This window comes from Pseudomonas sp. RIT-PI-a (assembly GCF_001187875.1).
Classification (GTDB): domain Bacteria; phylum Pseudomonadota; class Gammaproteobacteria; order Pseudomonadales; family Pseudomonadaceae; genus Aquipseudomonas; species Aquipseudomonas coleopterorum.
This window is the reverse complement of the sequence record NZ_LGIR01000011.1, coordinates 396,733-416,196: the sequence shown is the minus strand read 5'-3', so window position 1 is coordinate 416,196 and position 19,464 is coordinate 396,733. Positions and strand designations below refer to the sequence as shown.

The 19,464-nt window shown below is 60.4% G+C and carries 20 protein-coding genes; all 20 read right to left on the bottom strand.

Annotated features, from left to right (window positions below; translation table 11 throughout):
* Positions 1-71 precede the first annotated feature (71 nt).
* A complete protein-coding gene (locus AC788_RS22055) occupies positions 72-5,639 on the bottom strand; it encodes a phage tail tip fiber protein (protein WP_049859360.1) in 5,568 nt (1,855 codons plus the stop codon).
* On the bottom strand, positions 5,636-6,034 hold the full coding sequence (locus tag AC788_RS04255) for a DUF6950 family protein (RefSeq protein ID WP_049859359.1): 399 nt from the start codon (positions 6,032-6,034) through the stop codon (positions 5,636-5,638). The genes AC788_RS22055 and AC788_RS04255 overlap by 4 nt, the downstream gene beginning before the upstream one ends.
* A 4-nt stretch (positions 6,035-6,038) precedes the next feature.
* Positions 6,039-6,641 (bottom strand): hypothetical protein, encoded by a 603-nt coding sequence (locus tag AC788_RS04250; RefSeq protein ID WP_049859358.1) that lies wholly within the window; start codon positions 6,639-6,641, stop codon positions 6,039-6,041.
* A complete protein-coding gene (locus AC788_RS04245; protein ID WP_049859357.1) occupies positions 6,641-7,225 on the bottom strand; it encodes a hypothetical protein in 585 nt (194 codons plus the stop codon). Before AC788_RS04245 ends, AC788_RS04250 begins: the two co-directional genes overlap by 1 nt.
* Positions 7,226-7,243: 18 nt before the next feature.
* The gene (locus AC788_RS04240; protein ID WP_049859356.1) at positions 7,244-10,438 is read right to left on the bottom strand and encodes a phage tail tape measure protein; all 3,195 of its coding nucleotides are present in this window, start codon (positions 10,436-10,438) and stop codon (positions 7,244-7,246) included.
* A 28-nt stretch (positions 10,439-10,466) separates the two neighbouring features.
* Positions 10,467-10,688: a hypothetical protein gene (locus AC788_RS04235; RefSeq protein ID WP_376787034.1), complete on the bottom strand. Its 222-nt coding sequence runs from the start codon at positions 10,686-10,688 to the stop codon at positions 10,467-10,469.
* Positions 10,689-10,711: 23 nt separating this feature from the next.
* Entirely contained in the window at positions 10,712-11,041 is a 330-nt protein-coding gene (locus AC788_RS04230) for a hypothetical protein (protein WP_049859355.1), read from the bottom strand.
* 39 nt (positions 11,042-11,080) lie between these two features.
* Entirely contained in the window at positions 11,081-11,575 is a 495-nt protein-coding gene (locus AC788_RS04225) for a hypothetical protein (protein WP_049859354.1), read from the bottom strand.
* A 54-nt stretch (positions 11,576-11,629) separates the two neighbouring features.
* Positions 11,630-12,016, bottom strand: a complete 387-nt coding sequence (locus AC788_RS04220; protein WP_049859353.1) for a DUF3168 domain-containing protein — start codon at positions 12,014-12,016, stop codon at positions 11,630-11,632.
* Positions 12,009-12,509 carry an HK97-gp10 family putative phage morphogenesis protein gene (locus tag AC788_RS04215; RefSeq protein ID WP_049859352.1) on the bottom strand — a complete coding sequence of 167 codons (501 nt, stop codon included), beginning with the start codon at positions 12,507-12,509 and terminating at the stop codon, positions 12,009-12,011. Before AC788_RS04215 ends, AC788_RS04220 begins: the two co-directional genes overlap by 8 nt.
* 3 nt (positions 12,510-12,512) lie before the next feature.
* Positions 12,513-12,683 (bottom strand): hypothetical protein, encoded by a 171-nt coding sequence (locus AC788_RS21835; protein WP_177327942.1) that lies wholly within the window; start codon positions 12,681-12,683, stop codon positions 12,513-12,515.
* A gap of 10 nt (positions 12,684-12,693) precedes the next feature.
* Positions 12,694-13,014, bottom strand: a complete 321-nt coding sequence (locus tag AC788_RS04210; protein WP_049859351.1) for a head-tail adaptor protein — start codon at positions 13,012-13,014, stop codon at positions 12,694-12,696.
* Positions 13,014-13,313: a head-tail connector protein gene (locus AC788_RS04205; RefSeq protein ID WP_049859350.1), complete on the bottom strand. Its 300-nt coding sequence runs from the start codon at positions 13,311-13,313 to the stop codon at positions 13,014-13,016. The genes AC788_RS04210 and AC788_RS04205 overlap by 1 nt, the downstream gene beginning before the upstream one ends.
* Positions 13,313-13,633 (bottom strand): hypothetical protein, encoded by a 321-nt coding sequence (locus AC788_RS04200; RefSeq protein WP_049859349.1) that lies wholly within the window; start codon positions 13,631-13,633, stop codon positions 13,313-13,315. Before AC788_RS04200 ends, AC788_RS04205 begins: the two co-directional genes overlap by 1 nt.
* A 48-nt stretch (positions 13,634-13,681) precedes the next feature.
* Positions 13,682-14,902: a phage major capsid protein gene (locus AC788_RS04195; RefSeq protein ID WP_049859348.1), complete on the bottom strand. Its 1,221-nt coding sequence runs from the start codon at positions 14,900-14,902 to the stop codon at positions 13,682-13,684.
* A complete protein-coding gene (locus tag AC788_RS04190; RefSeq protein WP_049859347.1) occupies positions 14,899-15,543 on the bottom strand; it encodes an HK97 family phage prohead protease in 645 nt (214 codons plus the stop codon). Before AC788_RS04190 ends, AC788_RS04195 begins: the two co-directional genes overlap by 4 nt.
* The gene (locus AC788_RS04185) at positions 15,527-16,744 is read right to left on the bottom strand and encodes a phage portal protein (protein ID WP_049859346.1); all 1,218 of its coding nucleotides are present in this window, start codon (positions 16,742-16,744) and stop codon (positions 15,527-15,529) included. Before AC788_RS04185 ends, AC788_RS04190 begins: the two co-directional genes overlap by 17 nt.
* 2 nt (positions 16,745-16,746) lie before the next feature.
* Entirely contained in the window at positions 16,747-18,435 is a 1,689-nt protein-coding gene (locus tag AC788_RS04180) for a terminase large subunit (RefSeq protein ID WP_049859345.1), read from the bottom strand.
* A complete protein-coding gene (locus AC788_RS04175; protein ID WP_049859344.1) occupies positions 18,432-18,926 on the bottom strand; it encodes a terminase in 495 nt (164 codons plus the stop codon). The genes AC788_RS04180 and AC788_RS04175 overlap by 4 nt, the downstream gene beginning before the upstream one ends.
* Before the next feature lie 141 nt (positions 18,927-19,067).
* A complete protein-coding gene (locus AC788_RS04170; RefSeq protein WP_049859805.1) occupies positions 19,068-19,406 on the bottom strand; it encodes an HNH endonuclease signature motif containing protein in 339 nt (112 codons plus the stop codon).
* Between the last annotated feature and the right edge of the window lie 58 nt (positions 19,407-19,464).

Genomic DNA, 19,464 nt, shown 5'->3' with positions numbered 1-19,464 from the left:
AATTACCGGTCATGCTTAGAATCTCTTGACCATTTGCAGGATTACGCAAAATCAATCCAGCCATTCTTTGATCACCCCATACTCAGCTCCACTACAACCACGCCGTTCTGCACCATGAATATCCCGTCCTGCCGGATAAACATATAAGCACCGTTGGTTGTTCTGTTTTGGATAAGAATCTGCCCAGCATTAAAGTCCACGTTCATTACCGGCGCGCCGTAGTTCGTAAATGTTTGCGAGTACAGGCCTTGCCCCACGATACCCTGCTGGATTGTGGCTTTCTTGATGTAAGCATCTGCGATGAAAACCTGGCCGTTTTCGACAGCAAACGGTGACGACAACGTTGCCCCGCCCCCCAAGTTTGCATTCAGGACAACAAACCGGTCAGCGCTGACTGCGAAGGTGGATTGCGTTACCCCTCCTTCACTTTCCAAGCCCAGGCCAAATCCTGCAGCCACCTTCATTCCGCTGCTGGTCGTCATGACTTTCACGGAATACTGGGCGTTGACCTGACCGTTCAGCCCGGCCAGCGCTGTCGAGGTCTGCTGCACCGATGCATTCGTATCGCCCAAAGAGCTTTGCACCGTATCAATGCGCTGCCCCAAAGCCGCATCAGCATTGGCTCGGGTAGACGATTCGCCTTGGATCAAAGCATTGGCACTGCCCACAGAAGACTGCACAGTGTCGATACGCCGACCAAGTGCGGTATCCGCATTGGTACGCGCTGTAGCTTCGGTCTGGATGGCTGTGTTGGCATTACCAACCGCCGTTTGCAGCGAAGCCACTTGTGAGGCCTGACTTGTGAGTGTTGCCCCTTGCTGGGTTACCTCGCTCGTCAAAGCCGAGACCGCCTGCGCAGACGCTGCAGCCGATCGGCGTCCTACGGCAATGTAGGCGATATCGATGCTACCGTTTGTATCGGTCGAAATCATCATATCCAGACGGATTGCCCAGATCTTCTTACCGTTCCAGCCCACATGCCCGGACAGGTCAAACTCGATGTCTTGCCAGTCCTCCGTGGCGATATTGATCGGCCAGTTAAACCGCCGGGCTTCGGCCAAACCGCCATCTTCGTTCGCCCAGTACATAGCTGCCGTTGCACGATTAGTACCGCGCCGGCGCAAGCGCACGCGCATGTATGGGTTCTCGGCACCAATTATGGTGCCAAACGAAGACGTAGCCTGGATGTTCGTGTACTTCGAAACCGTCGCGAACAAAGGCCCGGCGCTGATGGTTGCTCCAGATGATTCAGCCGTCCAATTACGCGTCGAATTGACGAACTCCCATGAGTACCCAGCCACGAACGGCGATGCACCGCCCACAGAATTCTTGAGCTGGGTGATATCGCTGCTTTGGCTGGTGAGCGAGTTTTCTGCCGAAGCTACACGATTGGATATGTCACTGACCGCACTGGCGCTGGCTTTAGTTGCAAGACCGTTGACTGTGCTGTTGATGGTATTTTCGAGAGAGGTTGTCCGCCCGGATACGCTGGTGAGGGTACCCCCTTGCTGGATGACGGTCGAAGTTACCGCGTCCAGTGCTTTGCTGGAAGCAGACGGACCCACTCGACCGATAGCGATCCAATCCACGTCAAAGATGTCAGACGCAGTACTCCCGAGATCGATGCGTATGCCCAAGATTGTATTGTCTACCCAATCCGATCCCCCGGACGAAAGCGCCGCCATGTCGTACTCAAGAACCGTAGTTTGCCCCACGGCCAGATTTGGATTCGGCTGATCTTTAAACCAGGCACCCCAGCTATGAGCGGCTGTACGCGTAAACAACCTACCATCCCACCCAGAGCCCGCAACACGTGTAACCCGAAGCCGAATCCGCGTGTAGATTGAGCCTTGTAAAGACAGAATCGGCGAAAGGATCTGTGGGTCGCTTCCTGAAGAAGCCACCCGCAGCAATCCTTTTGAAACAGAAATGGACGCCCCCGCACTGGCCCACCCTTCCAAGTTATCGTCGAAATTCCAAAGAGCGTTTGCCGCTGGATCAAGGCCTGACGATCCTATTCCAGACTGTATGCCTGTCACGGTATTGGACAGACTCACCAAGTTGCTGCTGGTGGATGTAAGAGTAGCCCCTTGTTGATCCACACGACTGCCAAGCGTAGAAACTGCCTCGGACGTAGCCAACAAGTTGGAGGCATCCACTTGCCCGTTGTTGCTCCAGCCAGTGGGCACAGTCCCGTACTCAATCTGGGGCCGAGCCATGTCGATAAAGCCATCTGTCACCGAGGCACTGCCGTACACCCGGTAGAAAATCGCGAGAGATACCGTGTTTGCCACAGGTGCGGGTACTGCCAGAGCGATCCGCTGAATAGCATCGGTGAGGTAGTACATGATCGTGTTAGTTGTGGAGATCGTAGCCCCTGCCGCGTTCACTTGTTGAATGAACATCCGGAACCCTAACCCCGGCGTGCCTTTTACGTTGATCGAAGCACAAACCGGCTGACCTGCGATGATCTTAGGCAGACGGTTCTGAGCGTTCCGAATGGATCTATAAAGCGTACTCTCATTCAAGCCTGTGACGGTGATCCTCTGAGCCTTCTCACCAGAGTTCATAAACGATGGAACAAGCGAAAACACCCCAGTGGATGATCCAGCGTTTCCAGGCCCATCAGCGAGATAACCCTCAGGCAAATCATTAGCCGTTCCTGCGGCTTTATTGAAGTCAGGGTTATAAGCTAGGTTTTCGCCCCCAGCATTGGATAGGCTATTGCTCAAGCTGGTGACGTTGTTACTTACTGATGTAATGGTGGTTTCGGTTGCGTTGACCCGATTACTCAATGCCGTCACGGCGGAAGCATCGGCTTTGGCTTGCACCTGGGTCAGTGCATTGGACGCTGCTGCTGCCGCATCCGTAGCCACCTTGTCAGTCACCGGCACCCAGGCCGAACCGTTCCAGCGCTTGGGTGTGTTGGCCCCGCCTGTGATATCGATCCACAGGTTCTGCGCCAGCTGGTCCGCCGCCGCCGGCGCCGCCGTCTGCACCAGCACCTTGCCTTTGCTACCGGCCAGCGTGGCCGCGTTGTTTGCAGCGGTCTGAGCAGCGCTGACGTTGGTGTTCGTGGTGTTGAGGCTGCTGTTCAAGCCGGTCAAGGCCGAGCCTTGGCTGCTGATCGAGTTCTCGGCAGTCGTCACTCGGTTGCCGATGCTCTGCACACTGCTCGCCGACGCCTTGCCGTCCACGTCTGTGCGCAATCCGGTGATCTGCTGCGCCTGGGCGGTGTTCACCCCTTCCACCGAAGTAACCTTCGTCTCTACCGTTTGCACGCGCGCAGCGAGGCCGTTCGCAGTGACCACCGCCTGACCGACGTTCAGCCAGAACGTCGTGTTAGGTGGCGGCGTCTTGACCGGCACATCCTTGACGGCTTGGTAGATGACACCATCGGTACCCAAGACGCCCTGGCCCGAAGCATAGGTCTGGTCGGGTTTGTACGGCATCGAGTCAGCAAGATCGGCGACTGCATCAATCTGCGCTTGCAGGTCGTTCTTCACTCCTTCCAGTTCGGTATCGACAGCGGCTATCTGCTCACCCAAGCGTGCGCGCGCTTCATCTGCCGAAGCCTTCGCTTCGTCCAGGCGTTCGTTCACCGAACCTGGCCCGATGCCGGTGATCAATTCGATGTCTGACGCCAGTTCCTTGCCCAAGGCAGATTTCTCTACCTTACCTGCGATAGCCTGGAGGTATGTACTGACATCGTTGGATGTCGTGGCAGGGACATACAAAAAGTCGCTCTTTCCGTAGGCGTTCACCGAGCGGATGAAGTAGTAATAGATCGTCGAAAAAGCCAGACCTGCGTGGGTGAAGCTCAGGCCCTGCCCCAAATACTGCGCGCCCGCTGCGGTAGCCTTGGGATTCATGCTGTAGAAGAATTCGTAGAACCCGCTATTCAATCCGTTGCGTGCATTGCTTGGGACAAGCGTGATCGAATCGATTGAAGAGTGAACCGCACATGCCTCTGGTGTGGGCGGCCCGTTGATTGAAACGTTGATCGAGACCTCGCCTGACCTGGTCATGGGTCCAACAGCCGCCACACTCATCGTATAGTCGCCAGAAATCAGCCCCGTGATATTACAGTTGAGGCTGCTGGCGGGAACGGTATGAGCCTGCACTACCGAAGTGGCCTGCCGGACAGTGACCACATATTCCGTCACGATACCGGTCGGTGGTGCCCAGGACAGAACGCCCTGAATGACCTCAGCCACTGTCTCCGCCGCCCATGCAACACCGGAAGGCGCCCCCAGCCCACCGGAAGGCAGATTGATGAAGCCCAGCGGGTTGTAGGGCTGGCCCACGGCGTCATCGAAGAATGCCTGCTCATACTGCGCCACGGACACCGTGCAGCCTTCCTTGGCACCCATCGCCCAGTTGGTGACGATGAACTCGCCTAGGATGTTCAGCGAAGGCAGGTTCACGCGCACCACGCGGCCGGGCCGGCAGTTGTACCCAGCAAAGTTCATCGGGATGCTGATCGCGCCGCCCGCGCGCCGCCGGCGCAACTCGATGTTGGCCAGGCGTTGCGGCTGATAGGCGTCCGTCACATAGGGATAGCTCAAGGTCTCCGCCGCTTCGCCGCCGTCCTCAACCAGCCACTGGCTGACTACCACCTCGGGATAGTCCGTTTCGGCCCAAGCCTGGGTGGTATCGATGAACGTGCCGCGCACTGTGTTGATGGCCGCATCATTGGTGGACTCGGTACCGCCCTTGATCGTGCCAATCACCATGTCTTCGGTGATTTCGAAGTCATACGGGCCATAGTAAGCACCGGCCTGCAGCATCCAGCGACCGCCGACCCGTATAAGTTTGCCTGCGCAGGAAGCTTCCAGTTTTTGAATGACCTGGGTGCGCTGCTCATTGGCCGCAATCACGCAGGCCGTGGTGTAGCGCTTACTGCTGGTCCCGTCAGCGTTTGTCACCAGCTCGTCGCACACGTTGGCCCCGCTGGCGAAGGTGGAAAACACGATCTCGTCGTCAGGCACGCCGCAACGGGTGCGCAGATACCAGAGGATGTGCAGCGCCGTGTTCTGGGTGTAGCCGGAGGCGCCGGTGCGCGGATCGTAAATGTCGTCGCGCCCTCGCACCACAAACCGCACGTCCGGAATGCCTGAGGGGAATTTCTCGGCGTTGTAACGCAACGAGAGGCGCACATAGGACAGGCCCCGGCCGATCTGCGTGTCTTTCCAGTCCGGGCAGTTCGCCTTGAGAAAGGCGTTGACCGTGGTCGGATTGACCACCAGCTCGTACGTGGCATCGTCGCCAAATTTGCTGATCGATTCTTGCCCCAGGAAAATGTCTTCCAGCCTGCTGACGGGGCCTTCGCTCAGGACATAAACCAGGTGCACCCACTCCCCTGCCCCTTGAGCGCCACTCTGCTCCTGGGCCCAGACAAGCACCCCGCCTGTGCTGACGCGACCCAGGATGAACCGGATCGGCGCCTTGGATGACCGCACCGTCTGAGCAGACGGCTCACTGGCACGTGTGGACGAATTGTTGGTGAGCGCTTCCTGCTGAGAAGCAGCATAGAACGCCAGGCCAGCGCCAATAGCCGCGCCGATCGGACCGCCTTGAACAAAACCCACGACAGCGCCCACGGCCACCTGGGCTATTTTCTTGACTCCGCCGCTCATTCAACTCTCCACACAGCTGTCGCTTCACACACCACCCGTGCGGCGCCGTCATCGGTCGCTGCCCAGAACTCACCTGCCCAGAACACGGCAATTGCCTTACCCTGCGGCCCTTCGTACATGGCGACGTCACCACGCTGGACGAATGCCGGCGCCACCCTGGCAAAGCAGGCATCCCACGCTGCCTCGAGGCTGCCGTGATTTTTCTTCAGCGCACGTTTGGCGCCCGCCTCGGTGCTGTACTTGCCGCGGTACAGCGCAGCAGGATCGACCCCGCAAACGGCCACCGCGCAGTCGGCAGCAAACAGGCAGCAGTCAAATTCGCCCCATGAAAAAGGCCGCTCTAGGGCGGCCTTGATGACGTCGTGCAGACGCGTGGTCCAATCTCGATTTCGCATAGGGTCACTTTTCGTAGGTGAACGCCGGAGCATCCTTGCCAGCGCCCCAGTACAGGGGCCATTCGGCCATTTGCGCGACGGCGTAGAAGAAGCGATCGCCGTCGTGGCGGGCCTGGTGATTTTCATCCGTCCAGCGCTCGGTGCCCGTGCGGTTCCACTCCGCCATTCGGTCGATCACCGGGACGGTGATGCTGTTGCCGTCGCTACCATTTCCGCCGAACTGAAACTCGGCGGCGTCCATGCGGCCGGAGAACAGGATATCGGCCGCGTAGTTGCCGGCCTCGTCGAACGCGACAAACATGAGCTTGCCAGGCCTGCCGCGACAGCCCCGGATGTTCGTCTCGCGCAGGATGTAGGCGTCCAGGCCGGACAGCTTCAGATCCACCGACATGGGCGACCCAGAGTTATCGCTCTCCTGCGACTGCCCAATCTCTCCGAACTGACCGACGCCCTCATAGGTGATGCCATCGATGACGATCTGCCCGGTGCCCGTGTGCGCGTACACCATGCCGTCGATGAAATCCAACTGGCAGGCATAGACCACCATAAAGCGACCGGTGGACAGGATGTCGATGACGCCCTGGCTGAAGGGAACGGATGTAGCCATCAGAAGGCCTCCCGGAATTGCAGCGTGCAGTTGGATACAACCGGCTGGATGGCCACCTCGTGGGTGTCCACAACGCGGCGCATCTCCGAGTACGGGTTGCGGTACTCCACCGCGGCGTCCACCTTGAGCGCTCGGCGGATACGCTTGTTCAGCATCACCGTTACCCGACCCTGGGCATTCGCGTAGGCGTCCTGCACAACCTCGAACATCTCGCCTTCGATCGTCAGGTAGTCGCCCAGGGAAAAAACCCTGGCGTTTGGAGTGACGCCCCCGATGATCATGGTAGTGGCCTGGGCGACTCCGGAAACGACCACCGCCGCGCCAACATCATCCTCACGGGTGCGTGTGAGCGCGGGAATCTTTACCGTGCCGAACATCCCGTGCAGTCGACCGATCAACGCCGTCAGCTGCCGCTCATCCTCTTCAAACAGCACGCCGAAGGTCAGCGTGCACATCCAGTAGGCGCCAGGGTAGCCAACGATCTGCTGCGCGTTAGAAAGCGTCGAGGTGAACGCCTGGTTGTTGTAGGTCATGCCCCACGAAGTTTCGGTCGGCTCCAGCGATTCAGGCCACTCAAGCGCCATGGGTACTCCTAAAGCCGGTCACCGGCGATTGATCAGTTGTCGGGCTGCCCCGTTTCTTTTGAGGTCGCCGAGCACCATCTGGTAGCCGGCCTGTGCGCCTTCCTGCGCCGCCTGCTTGAGCTCCGCCCTTGACACCGCATCACCGCCGCCACTGAAGTGAAAATGCTGAGTCACGCCCGCCAGGGTACTGGCGGCCTTCGAGCTTGAGTCGGTATCGCCGCCGCCCAAAGCACGTACGCCCAACGAGCCGTCCGCACCACGCGTCAGTGGCATGATCGCTTCCGGACCGGCTTCGGCGAAAATCCCTGCACCCTTGGCGAAGGCAAATGTCTGGGGCGTGTTGTAGACGCCGTTTGAGAAGGTCGAAAGACTGGGCGAGTCGTAAACTCCGCCCTTGGCGTTCGCGACGAAAGATCCCCCGCCGAATCCAGTCATGGTTCCCTGACCCAAAGCCGCGCTACCACCGGACAGAAAGCTGAAGGCGGAACTGGCCAGCCCGACCAGGGCCTGCTTGGCCTGGATACGGATCAAGTCCTCCACCACGGAGTCGGCCAGGCTTTTGAACGACAGCTTGCCGGTTTTGACGAACTGCACGATCGCGTCTTCGGTGCTACTGAGCGCATTGGAGAACAGCGATTCAGTCTGGCCAGCAACATCGGCAGCGCTGTCGCGGTAGTTTCCCCACGCCCGGCTTACGCCATTGCTCCAGTCGCTTTGGGCCTGGTCGATCTTCTGCCAGCCTTCCTGCATAACCTGCACTTGCCGGGTGCCGTACTCCTCGGTCAGCTCGATCTGCTTCTGCAGGTCCTGCCGTTGCTTTTCTGTGGTAGCCGTGGCCAGGTCGGTGCGCAGCGACAGGATCTTGTCGTTCGTCTGACGCTCCAGATCGAGCCGCGCCTGTGCGCGCTCCGATTCCTTGTCGCCCATGCCGACAGCCGATGCCATGGAGTCGTAGGAGGCACGGGCGTTGCTCAGCTGCTTTTCCAGATCAGCCTGATACTGCATTGCCTGGGACAGGCCCGTCGCCGAGGCAACCGTTGTGTCGTACTGATCCTTCAGCCAGCCGAGGCTTTTGGTGTACTCGTCAAGCGAAAGCTTTTTGCTTTGGAACAGCAGGTCGAGCTCTTCGGTTTTGGTCTTGAGTTCGTCTTGCGCAGCGCCTACTGGGTCAAAAGCCTTCTTCAGAGCATCGAACGATGCCTGCGCCGTTTTGACCCGCTGCTCCAGTGCACTATCAGCGGCCTTGCGCGCCTTCTCAGCAGCCGACTCTTCCTTCGTCGCGGCTTTATCAGCCTCCTTCAACGCATCGACGGCTTTGGCGCGCTCGCGAATCTTGGCGGCCAACTCGCTTTCGGGGTCGATCTTCTCCTGAAGGATCAACGTCTCGGCCTGCTCGAGCGCTGTCTTATCCTTCAGCGTCTGGATCTGCTTGTCGAGCTGCTGCAGGTAAGTGTTGCCGGCGTTGATCGCAGCCGTGTTGTCCGGCACAGGTGCCGTCGGGCCGGCCGCCAGGTCCTTCGTCAGCGCCTTCTGCGTTTTGGTGAGTTTGGCAGCGGCCTCATTGGCCGAGCTGAATGCGCCTGCGCTCTCACGGATCGATCTGAGGTTTTCCTCAGGAATGTTGAAACGCTTCGTAAGGTCGTCGACGACCGTTGAAAGCTGTTTGCCGGATGCTCGCGCTGCATCGAATTCAGCGCCTACGCGCGTCCCCACCGTAGAGCCCAGGTTCTGCCGGACTGTCTTCAGGAAGTCGCCGTAGGCCTCATCGGCGGCGGACACGGCCCGCTCCTGGTCGCGCGCCACTTTTACCAACTCGGCGCCCTGCTGATCCTGAGTCAGCTTTCGAAACTCTTCGCGGACTTCCTTCAGCGGACGCTTCAGGGCGTCCAGGCTACTGGCTACCTCGTTGGTGTTGTCGCGCATGGTCAGAAAAGCGATGCCAGCGCCGACCGCCAGAGCTGCAATACCGGCCGGGCCACCCAGCAATGAGAGGATGCCGGTTGAAACAGTCTTCAACGTGGCCTGCGCCACGGCGACTTGCGCAGTTGCTGCGCGCTCCGCCATCCGGGCCTCGGCCAGCTGGATCGACATCTGCGTTTGAACTGCCGTGCCGCGCGCGGCGATGGCTTCCTTCTCCGCCCGGAGCGTGGCTGATTGCGCCGCGATCTGATTGGCGGTGGCCACCTGCACTGCGCTGGCTGCCTGGGCAATGTTCGCGGAACGAGACTGCACGCTGGCCGCGGTACTGGCCGCCAGGTTCGACAGGTAGCCGACAAAGGCTGCTGCCACCTTGCCGCCGAGGATCGCCACCAGGATATTCAGGTTGTCGGCAAGAAAGCCGATACCAGCGCCCAAGCCTTCGGTGACGCCATTCTTGGACATCGCGTTGAGGCGCTGCGTAACGCTTTCGATACCAGGCAGCATTCCAGCCACCAACTGGTGCGAAGCCCCGGCAAACGATGCCTCAAGCGTCTTGATGGACTGGTTGACCTCAACCAGCCGAGCCACCTGGATATTCGAAAGAATGTTGCCGGCCGACTCCGCTTGATCGCCAAGCTGCTTGAAACCTGCGCCGTTGTTCCTGAGCAGTGGAATCAGCGCTGTCGCTTCATCCGCCATGGCCTCCATGTAGGTGGTCATCTGCTGCTGGTTGAGCCCCGCCTTTTCCAGCGAGTTGTAGTAGAGCTGCAAGGCCTGAGGCCCGGACAGGTTGGCGAACATCTGGGCAGTGACGCCTACCCGAGGCGCGATCTCCTTGAAGAAGTCCGCCATCTCGCCACCGCCCCGCGAGATGAATTCCCCGGCGCGGTCGGTGGTGTCCTTGTAGATATCGGCCAGCTTTTCCTGCTCGACACCCACGGTTCGGGCGCCGGCGGCCATGCGCTGGAACTCGGTGGTAGACGTGTTCGACAACGTGGAGAGGTTACGCACTTCCTGCGCATAATCGGCCGTCTTGATGGTGATCGCCACCAGCCCCGCGATCGCAGCTGTTGCGGCCAGGCCCATGCCCGTGAATGCCGCGCTGATCGAGCGCTGTAGCACGCTGGCATTGGCACCGGTGCGGTCGAAGGCTTTATCGACCGCACCCAGGCTGTTATCGATTTGGCCGGACGTTTTGGCCACGGCCGTTTCGCCCCGCGCCAGCTCTTGGCGCAACTGAGCGGTGGTGGCCTCGATGCGTACGAGCATCCCCTGGACGTCGGAATCAGCCATGCAGGGCCCCTAATGATGGTTCACGGATCTACTGCGCAGCCTTGCGCCCGGTCAGTGCCTGGCGCAGTTTTTCAGCCACGGTGGTGGGTTTGGGTTTTTCGGCCGATCGGCCACTGCCAAATGGGTTGGTGATACGAGCCCATTCGATCTTGGCGTCCATGGCAATGAAGAGTTCGGGGAGAGGCGTTCGCCAGGCAACGTCTGGTGCCCAACCTAACCAGCCGGTGGCCACCGCAAATAGGCGGTCCACATAGCTGCCGTCTTCGACGGCGCTTACGCCTTCCCCGCTTCGACGTTTCCCGGCGTGTCGCCGCGGGGGTTGTACAGCGCACCGAGGTAACCGGTTAGCTGCGCGGCAATGCCGGACACGCCGGCCAGCCAGACCTTTTCGGGCATTTCGCGGGAGGCATCGGCGCTGAGCCCGGCGCCGGCGGCGATGATCAGCGCCACACTGTCAACGCTCAGCACACGCAGCGATTCAGCGGCGCCGCGCAGGCCACCAAAGTGCGCTTCGATCTTGCGCACCGCCGCCAGGGTAATGGTCAGGTCGAACGATTCGTCACCGACCTGCACCGAGGTCGCGCCGTGTAGGGTTTTGCTCATGGATCAATTCCTTGGGAAGCGGGGCCGCAGCCCCGGCAATCAGGCGGCAGGGCCGGCGATCACTTCGATGATGTCGGAGTTGATGCCCATGGTGATGTTGCGGCGGACGACGTTGTCGGCAGCGCCCGGCGCCACGGTGTTGTTCATCACCTTCACCCGGAAATAGAAGGTGGTCGGCAGCACTGCCGGGTTGGCCGTCGGGTCGCCATCGTTCAGAGTGACCTTGATGTTGTAGTCACCCTTAGTACGGTCCTTGTGCGCGACCTTCACAGCCTTCTGGCCCAGGTCGCCGTTATCGAGGCCTACCGTCAACGTCAGGTCGCCCGCATCGGCGGTGCCCTTGTACTTGCGCACGCGGCCATCCTTGAGCGACGTGAAATTCACGCTGCTGAAGGTGTCGCCGAACTCGCCCAGATCCTCAATTTCGCCCACGTCGACGTAGACGTCCTTTTTGTAATCGGCTTCGGTGTTGGCACCGGTCTTGGTGCCGATGCCGAGGCGGCACCCGGCGGCGGTGTTCAGATTGTCGGCCATGGAAATTCCTCCAAAAGGCACATTGGATAAAGCCGCGAGGCGGCCGATGTTGAATCAGTGAGTGGTGATGACGCGGACCGTGATAGCGCCCATGTAGGTGACGCCGTCGGCATCGCGCTGCGCATCCGCGCGCTCGACCCGGACAGACACCGCCCGGCCCTCTTCCAGCGGCAGGCGGCGCTCATCCAATGCGGCTGTTACTTCGGCGTTGAGGCGCTTCACCTCGGCCTGTCCATGGGCATCTGACCAGACGGTGAGATAGATCAAGCGCATCTGCCGCTTGCGGCCGACTATAGGGCTGATGTTGGTCGAGATTTCGCGGTCGATGGAGAGGTACGGCATCGGCGTGTCGAGTGGCGCGCCATCGTAAATGGGGCATGACACTTCGGCCTCCAGCCGCGCAACCAGCGCAACCTGAAGAGCAACGGATGGATCAGCCATCGCTCACCCCCTGGCTGGCCTTCTTCAGCGTTCGGTTCACAGCAGCGCGAATGTCCGCCAGCACCACCTCACGGTTCACGTCCAGCGCAGGCCGCAGCCATGGGTGTGCCGGTAGCGCGGGAATGTCTGGGTACTTGCCGAAAAAATGGCTACCGTCAGATTTGTTCTTGACCGAGCGGTTGCGGTTGCCAGCGCGCTTCTTGCCGTCGTAACCCTTGGTTCCATACTCCAGAAACCGCAGATAGAAAAACCGGCGGTTGTCCTTTTTGCCCCGGATGCCGATCTGCGCATCCAGCCCGCTCTTGGACACGAACGCCTGCAGGGCGCCGGCAGCCTCACCCGTGTCGCGCGGCACGGTCGCCTGCATGGTGGCCAGGATCTTGTTGGCGGCCTCCTGCATGGCCGGGCGCAGTTCGTTGTCCATCGTCTGATGGATATTGCGTAGCGTCCGGCGCAGCTTGAAGTCGCCGGACATGCGGGACCGGCGCGCCACGGCTTACTCCTTGGCCTTGGTGGGCTTGGTCGGGGTGCTCGCGTCGTCATCGACTTTTGCCACTAGGCCGCGGTCGATCAGCGACTGGGCGGTGGTGGCGTCGGTGACAAACTCGTCGCCGGCGGCGCGATCGCCTACGGTACCGGACAGATCGGCCAGTGCTTGAACTTTCATCGGAACATCCTCAAGGGTTGGGAACGTTGGTGCAGAGCAGACGGAGCATCGAAAGCTCGTTGTCCGGCAGCGCTGCCACGATCAGATAGGTGACACCCCTGTTCTCCAGGCGGCAGCCGGCGACCAGATCAGCGCGGGGCCTGACTCGCACTTCTGCGGTCACGATCGCAGATAGCTGTTCAGCCACCGCTTCGATGCGGCCGGTGGGCAAAGTGAACTCGGCCCACAGCTGGCCAGAATCGACCCAGGTGTCATCAAAGCCACCGGTTCGATTCTTGACCCGCACAGGTTTGTAGAGGGTGGGACGATGTCGCAGAGGCCCGGCTCTCATCAGAATTTCTTCCTGTACCAGAGCAATCGATCAACCGCCAGCGGCACCTCGGCAGGCGCGCCACCGATAACCACCGCTTCACGGTTGGCGTACCAGTGGCCTACCAACAGCAGGACCGCCTGCTGAACATCCTTGGTCAGCGCCATCTGGTCCGGAAGTACAGGGACGCCCTCGACGAGCACACGGTCGCAGTGCTGTTCGACGTGAGCCAGCGCGGCCGCCATATAGCCTTCGATCAGTTGATCCTCTTCGACCCCGTCGACGCGCAGGTGCGTCTTGACCAGGGCGAGCGCGATCATTACGAGGCCTCTTTCTTGGCCTTTTCCTCGGCCTCGAGGCGATCGGCTTCATCCTTCTCGGCCTGCTCCTTCAGCCGCTCCTGCTCAGCTTTTTCAGCTGCCGCCTTTTCTGCTGCCGCTTTCTTTTCGGCTGCCGTGGCCGGCTTGGTCTCCTTCGGCGCAGCACCGTCGGTAACCTGAACGGCCAGGCCCTTGCCGATCAAGCCATAGGCATACTCGTCCTCAACATCCTCGAGGACTTCGCCGGCGCGGATCCGCGCGAACACCACGCCCAACTTGGTCGGGTCACCTTCAAAGCCCCACAGGGTTCGAATTTTCATGCATCACCTCAACAAAAAGGGGCCCGCAGGCCCCAGCGACTGGAAGGGTTACTTGGCAGCCGCGAAGCGGCCTTTGACGAAAGCGTATGGACGGCGAACCGCCAGGCCCAGGCGCTCTTCCACCAGCAGCACGCGCTGGTTCTTCACGAAGTCGTCATTGATCCAACCCACCTTCACGGTGAAGGCCATGCGGTCGTACAGGCGGGCGCCCCGGGCAAACGAGCCAACCCCGAATTCACCGCCGGTCGCCGCTACACCGCCAGCAGCAGGCACGCCTTCGTCCATGCTGTCGGACACCACGACCGGGCGACCCCACAGCACAGGAGTGACCATGCCCTGCAGGTTGGCGAACAGGTAGCGGCTGTCCGCATCCTTGAGCAGCTCGATGTTCATCCAGTCCAGGTCGGTCATGACGATCGCGTCAGCGCCGCGTTTGGACTGCTTGCGGACCTGGTAGATCGCACGACGCACAGTATCGATCGCCGTATCGCCAGCCTGGCCTAGGGCAGCGTTGAAAGCGCTGGCCTGGGTCATGATGCCGTTCAGGTTGTTGCCCTGACCGTCGCCTTTGAGGATCTGCCCTTCTTCCTTGAGCTTCAGGTCGTAGCGCAGCAGTTCCTGGATGTAGCTGTACAGCTGAGGGATATCGTCGAGCGCTTCGTCGGTGACCGGCATCCACACGGCGATCTTGCGCACGTTGTCGGTTTTCTGCTCGAACGTGACGTCGCTGGACGGCTTGGCCGCGCCTTCGGCAACCATGCCGGCACCGCGGGTATGCAGCTTCTCGAGGAAGTAGCTGTAGCTCTGGCCATCCACCGGGGTGGTGGGGATCAGGTCGCGGATCACCAGATCCTGGCGGGGTCGATCTTGGATGACAGGATCCCACTGCGTGGGCACCAGACCGGCGCTGGTCAACTTGGTTTCGGACATGGAAGCCATGTCGGACTTGGTGATTTCGATCTCGGCCTGGTTCTGGTTCTTCTGCTGCAGCGCCTTGTAGGCGTCGTTGCCCTTGACCAGATCGATGAAGCTTTTCTTCTCGCCGACCTGGTTGCGCAGCTGGATGCCCTTTTCTTCGAGCTTCTGCACTTGCTCGATGACGCGCTCGATCTCGCCTTTATGCTTCTCGATGTTGGACTTCATTTCCAGCGTCACGGAGTTGCCTTTCTGCAACTCTTCGGTGACGTGGTCGTACTTTTGCTGCAGGCCCTGGAAGCCCTCTTTCAGTTGCTTGTCCAGGGAATCGCGCAGCTCTTTCACTTCGCTCATTGTGATGCTCCGAAATGTTGGGTGAAAAGGGTTGAAATGTCTTTCAGCTCATCCACGATCACCGTGGCCGCTGCGCCACCATCACGGTGCACAGCGGAGTAGCCGAGCGAAGCGACAGCCGCCGCTTCCTTTTGCGAAAGGCCCATGCGGTCGCGCAGCGCCTTCTCAAAAAGTCTGATGTCCGATTTGACGTCGGTGACGGTGGCTTCCGGGTTCATGCCGAAAGGCACCAGCGAGGCTTCCCACAACTCAGCCTGCTTGATAATCCTGATGCTGCGGCCCTCGCGCTCTTCGTACGCGGCCAGCAGCGTGTTGAAGCCGATGGACATGCTGTCCAGCGTGCCTTCCTTCATCAGCTCATACGCATCGCGCGCATAGCTCACAGCCAGGTTGACCTTGCCCTTGATGTAGAGGCCGTGTGCATCCTGGGTGAAGTCCGCAGAGCCGATCAGCCGGGTCAGGTCATGAAACAACGCCAGCTTCAGACGGCCCGCGCGGGTGGTTTTCACCTTCGTGAAGGCGTCCGGCAGAATGACGTCGTCACCCAGGTCGACGTTGTTGAACACCGCCGCATAGCCTTCGAAGTTGCCAGCGTCGTCGACGGCCTTGACCTCGAAGGGAAACTCAATTTTTGTCAGCATTGCCTTGCGTCTCCCACCGGGTGACCCGGTTGTATTCGTCGCCTACCAGCGGCGGCAGGTTTTCCTTTTCGCGGACCTCATTGATGGTCATCCAGCCAGAGCCACCAGAGCCGCCAAGCGCGCCTCCAAAATAGGTCGCACGAGCAGCGCTGTCGGCACGAAGCAGACCCTCGACGACGAACTCGACGAACCGATTAGTGCTCGCATAGAGCTTGTCGTTGAGCTCGTCTTCGATGGCATCGAGGTAGGGCTTCACGCCGAACGTCACAAAACCGCTGGTTTGCTGCTCCAGGTTGGAACCCATGATCGAGGTCTTGCTGGCCCGGTTGGCCAGGTACAGCGGAACGCCCCAGACGCCGGCCAAGGCCTCTTCCTGGAACTGCTGGGATTCAATGAACTGGCTATCTTTCTGGGTCAGGCCGGCGGGCACGATCGTTGGCCCGCCCTGAAGGATGGCCATCTTGCCGAGGTCTTCGGTGTCGGCCTTGCGCACGTCGGGAAACTTGGCCATCACCTGAGCCTGCTGCTCAGCAGTGAGGAAGTTGTCGTAGATGACGTAGCCGCCGGTGAACCCACCCTTGCGCATGAACCGCGCCGACCAGTCGTGCGCCGCTTTGGCCAGGCCGATGGTCTCCGCCTGGTGCTCCACCGGCGACATGCCATTAATGCCGTCGGTGCTGAACAGCTTGAAGTGCAGCATGTTCTCCGGGGAAACCGGAACACGCTTGCCATCGAGGTTGACGTAATAGATCAACCGAGATTCGAGCGTGTCGACGGTGACGTTGTCGGGAGATACGAGGGTGAATCCAATCGGATCGCCCGACCCGTTGCGTTCGATGATCGCGTACGCATTGCCGCGCAGCGCCATGTTCACCACCACGGCCTTGAGGAAGTTCAGCCGCGTCATGTACGGGTTCGGCTTGCGCAAGATACGACTGGCCCGGTCGTTCGCCCTTACTATCTGACGCTTGCCGTCTTTGTCGTCGTAAAGCTTGAGAGGCAGTCCGGATACCGTTTCACTGAGGATCTTCACGCAGGCCCAGACAATGCTGATATTCATCGCCTTCGTCGGCGTGATGCGCACACCGGCTTTGGTCGCCTTGCCGCCAACAGTCATGTCGACTTCGACGTAGTCGCCGGTTTTCGGATCCTCATAGCCGAACATCCGCCAGGACAGCGGGTTGTACCAATGAGATGCCATAGTCAGCCTACAAGGTCGAAGAAACCGTTTTTCAAGTAGTCATCCATCCCGCCTTTGCTTTCGGGGTTGAGTGACATGAGAGATACCGCGTTGAAGGTCGCCATGAGCGGGTCGATCTTTGCCGAGCCGGAGGCCTGCTTGGTGATCAGGATCGAGTTGCCGCGCGGCTCGACGCGGGCGTTGCCGCAGCACCAGGCCATCATCGGTTGCCCGCCATGGATCAGGCCGCCCTCGGCCAGCTTGCGCTCGGTCGTCTTGATCGCGCCGCCCAGCTTCCAGCCCTGCGAGATGCCGATGATCTTGTCTTGGGGAACACCTGCCGCGACCAGGGCGTCGAGCACGCCGCCGATGCCGGCCGGGTCGACACCGACCTGGTCCAGCAGGCCAGCCTTCTCAACGCGCGCGGCCAGATCGGCGACCTCTTCCAAGTCATCGCCGATCAGCTCGACCATGGTCAGGTGCTTTTCCTTGGCGAAGTCATGGAGCCGCGGCGCCTCGGCCTTGCGCCGGTCGAGCACTGAGGGATGCGCCCAGGCATGGGTCCACAGCAGCCACTGGCGTGTGGCCTTGTCGCGGCCAATCGCCGCGAACCCCAGCAGGTCGTCCAGACCGCCGCCATCGATGCCGATATCGATCACTTCGCAGCGCTCGATCAGGTCATCCAGCGTCAGGCCGGGCGCCTTTGCCTGGACCTCCCAGAATTCGGCGCCCGCCCAGCGATCGGAGCGCAGCGCCAGCCCGATCTCGACGTTCAAGTGCTTGGCGAGAAAGCCACGAAACGACTCTTCGCCGTCGATTTGCGCCTGCGCAAACCCGCGCTCAATGAATGGCTCGTCCACCGACAGCCCCAAGTTGGGGTTGGTGATGTACGCGTTCTTCACATCGCGGTGAGCGCCGGCGTCGATCATGTGCTTCGGGAATTCGTAGAGCACTGGCAGAAACGACTTGTCGACGATGCCGCCGTCTCGCACCTGGCGGGCATAGAGCAGCTTCTGCCGGAAGACGCCTGCAGGTGGCTCATCGGACTGGGTCGTTGCCCAGATGATGAAACCCTCAGGCCTCGAGGCCAGCCCACCGGTAGCCTCGCGCAACATGGCCTCGGCGTTGGCTCGCTTGCCGAAGACCCAGAGTTCGTCGATGAAAACGCCGATGGCTTTCTTGCCCGAGACAGTCTCGCTGTCGGCCGCCACCACCTTCAACGTGGCCCCTGTCTGGTGATGAGTAACCGTGCGCAGGTGATCCTGCACCTTGAACAGGTCCTTGAGTTCGTCGTCGGCTTTGACCATGTCCCGGATCGGGATATAGGAGTTGTCAGCGATCTCCTTGGTCGGGGCCAGGATGATGAACTCGCCCGAGGTCCGCCAGTTCAGCACCAGGGCGGTCAGCATGATGCCGGCGGCAATGGTCGACTTGCCGTTCTTCTTGCTGATCAGGAGCATGAACTCGCTGATCATCCGGCGACCGCTGTATGGGTCATAGGCGCCGAAGATGGCAGCGACGAACTCGTTTACCCAGGACCGCACGGTCTCGCTCATCAGCGGCCTGCCGGTGGCATCCACCATGCGCAGGCCGCCGAATACTTCCAGCGCCTCGGCCGCTTGATCTGGGAACAGCGGGTCAAACGGGATCAGGCTCTGGCGGGCAACGATGCGCTGCTCCCAGTCTGTGCAGGCGGTTGACCACTCCATCATTTCACCACCGCCAGCGGGCCTCTACGCACACCGAACTTGCCCTGAGCGGCACCGGCCGCCTTGTCCTTGGCCACCTCTTTCTTGCCGCTCTCCCCCTTGCGCGGGTGAATGAATGGCATCAGTGCTTTGGCTGCGTCCAGGCGCAGTTTGGCCTCGGCCTCGAAGTCATTCATCGTCGCCAGCAGGAAGTCCTTCGGATCGGAAAACCGCAAAGCCTTCGACAGATCGAAGCTTGGGTCGGGCTCATCAGTCGGCGCCTGGTCAAGTGCGGCGGTAGCCTCTGGGCCTTTAACAGTTTTAACAGGCGCTTTAACAGGATGCAGTGCATTCAGCTTGAGCAGCTCGGCAATCACATCCGGGTCTTTGGCGAGCCGTGAACCAGCCGCGGAGGCAGTCTTTTCGGGGCATCCAGCGGCAATGGCTGCATCTTTGTTAGACGCACCTTCCCTCACCGCACCGATGAACGCGCGTTTTTTGGGTGTTAAAGCCATTAACAAAAAATCCTGAGCGGGAAAAAATCTGTACGTGCGGTCGAGGGCGGTCTAGGGTGTATAGATTACCTATATTTAGACCACCCCCTCCATAGGGAAAACCTATATGCACCAAAACCGTGCAAATTCGACGCGAACCGGTCAAATCGCCCGACCCGCGGCCTCCTCGCGCTGCTTCACGCCGTCATGACAGGGCTTGCAGAGGGATTGCCAGTTGGCGCGATCCCAGAACAGGGTCTGGTCACCGTTGTGGGCGGCGATGTGGTCGACCACCGATGCAGCGACTACCAACCCGGCTCGGTCGCAGTACACGCACAGTGGATGAGCTGCCAGATGCACCAGTCGCGCCTTCTGCCAGGCGTAGTTGTAGCCTCGCTGGTTGGCCGTGGTCTTACCCGCGCGCCATGTGGCCGGAGGGGCGATACCCACTCGGTCAGCTTGAGTAGCTACTCGGTTAGCAAGGGTCTTCAATCGTGCCATGTGCCGCCTCGCTGTCTCTCAGTGCGCGTCGACCGCTCCGGGCCAGCACAATGTCCTG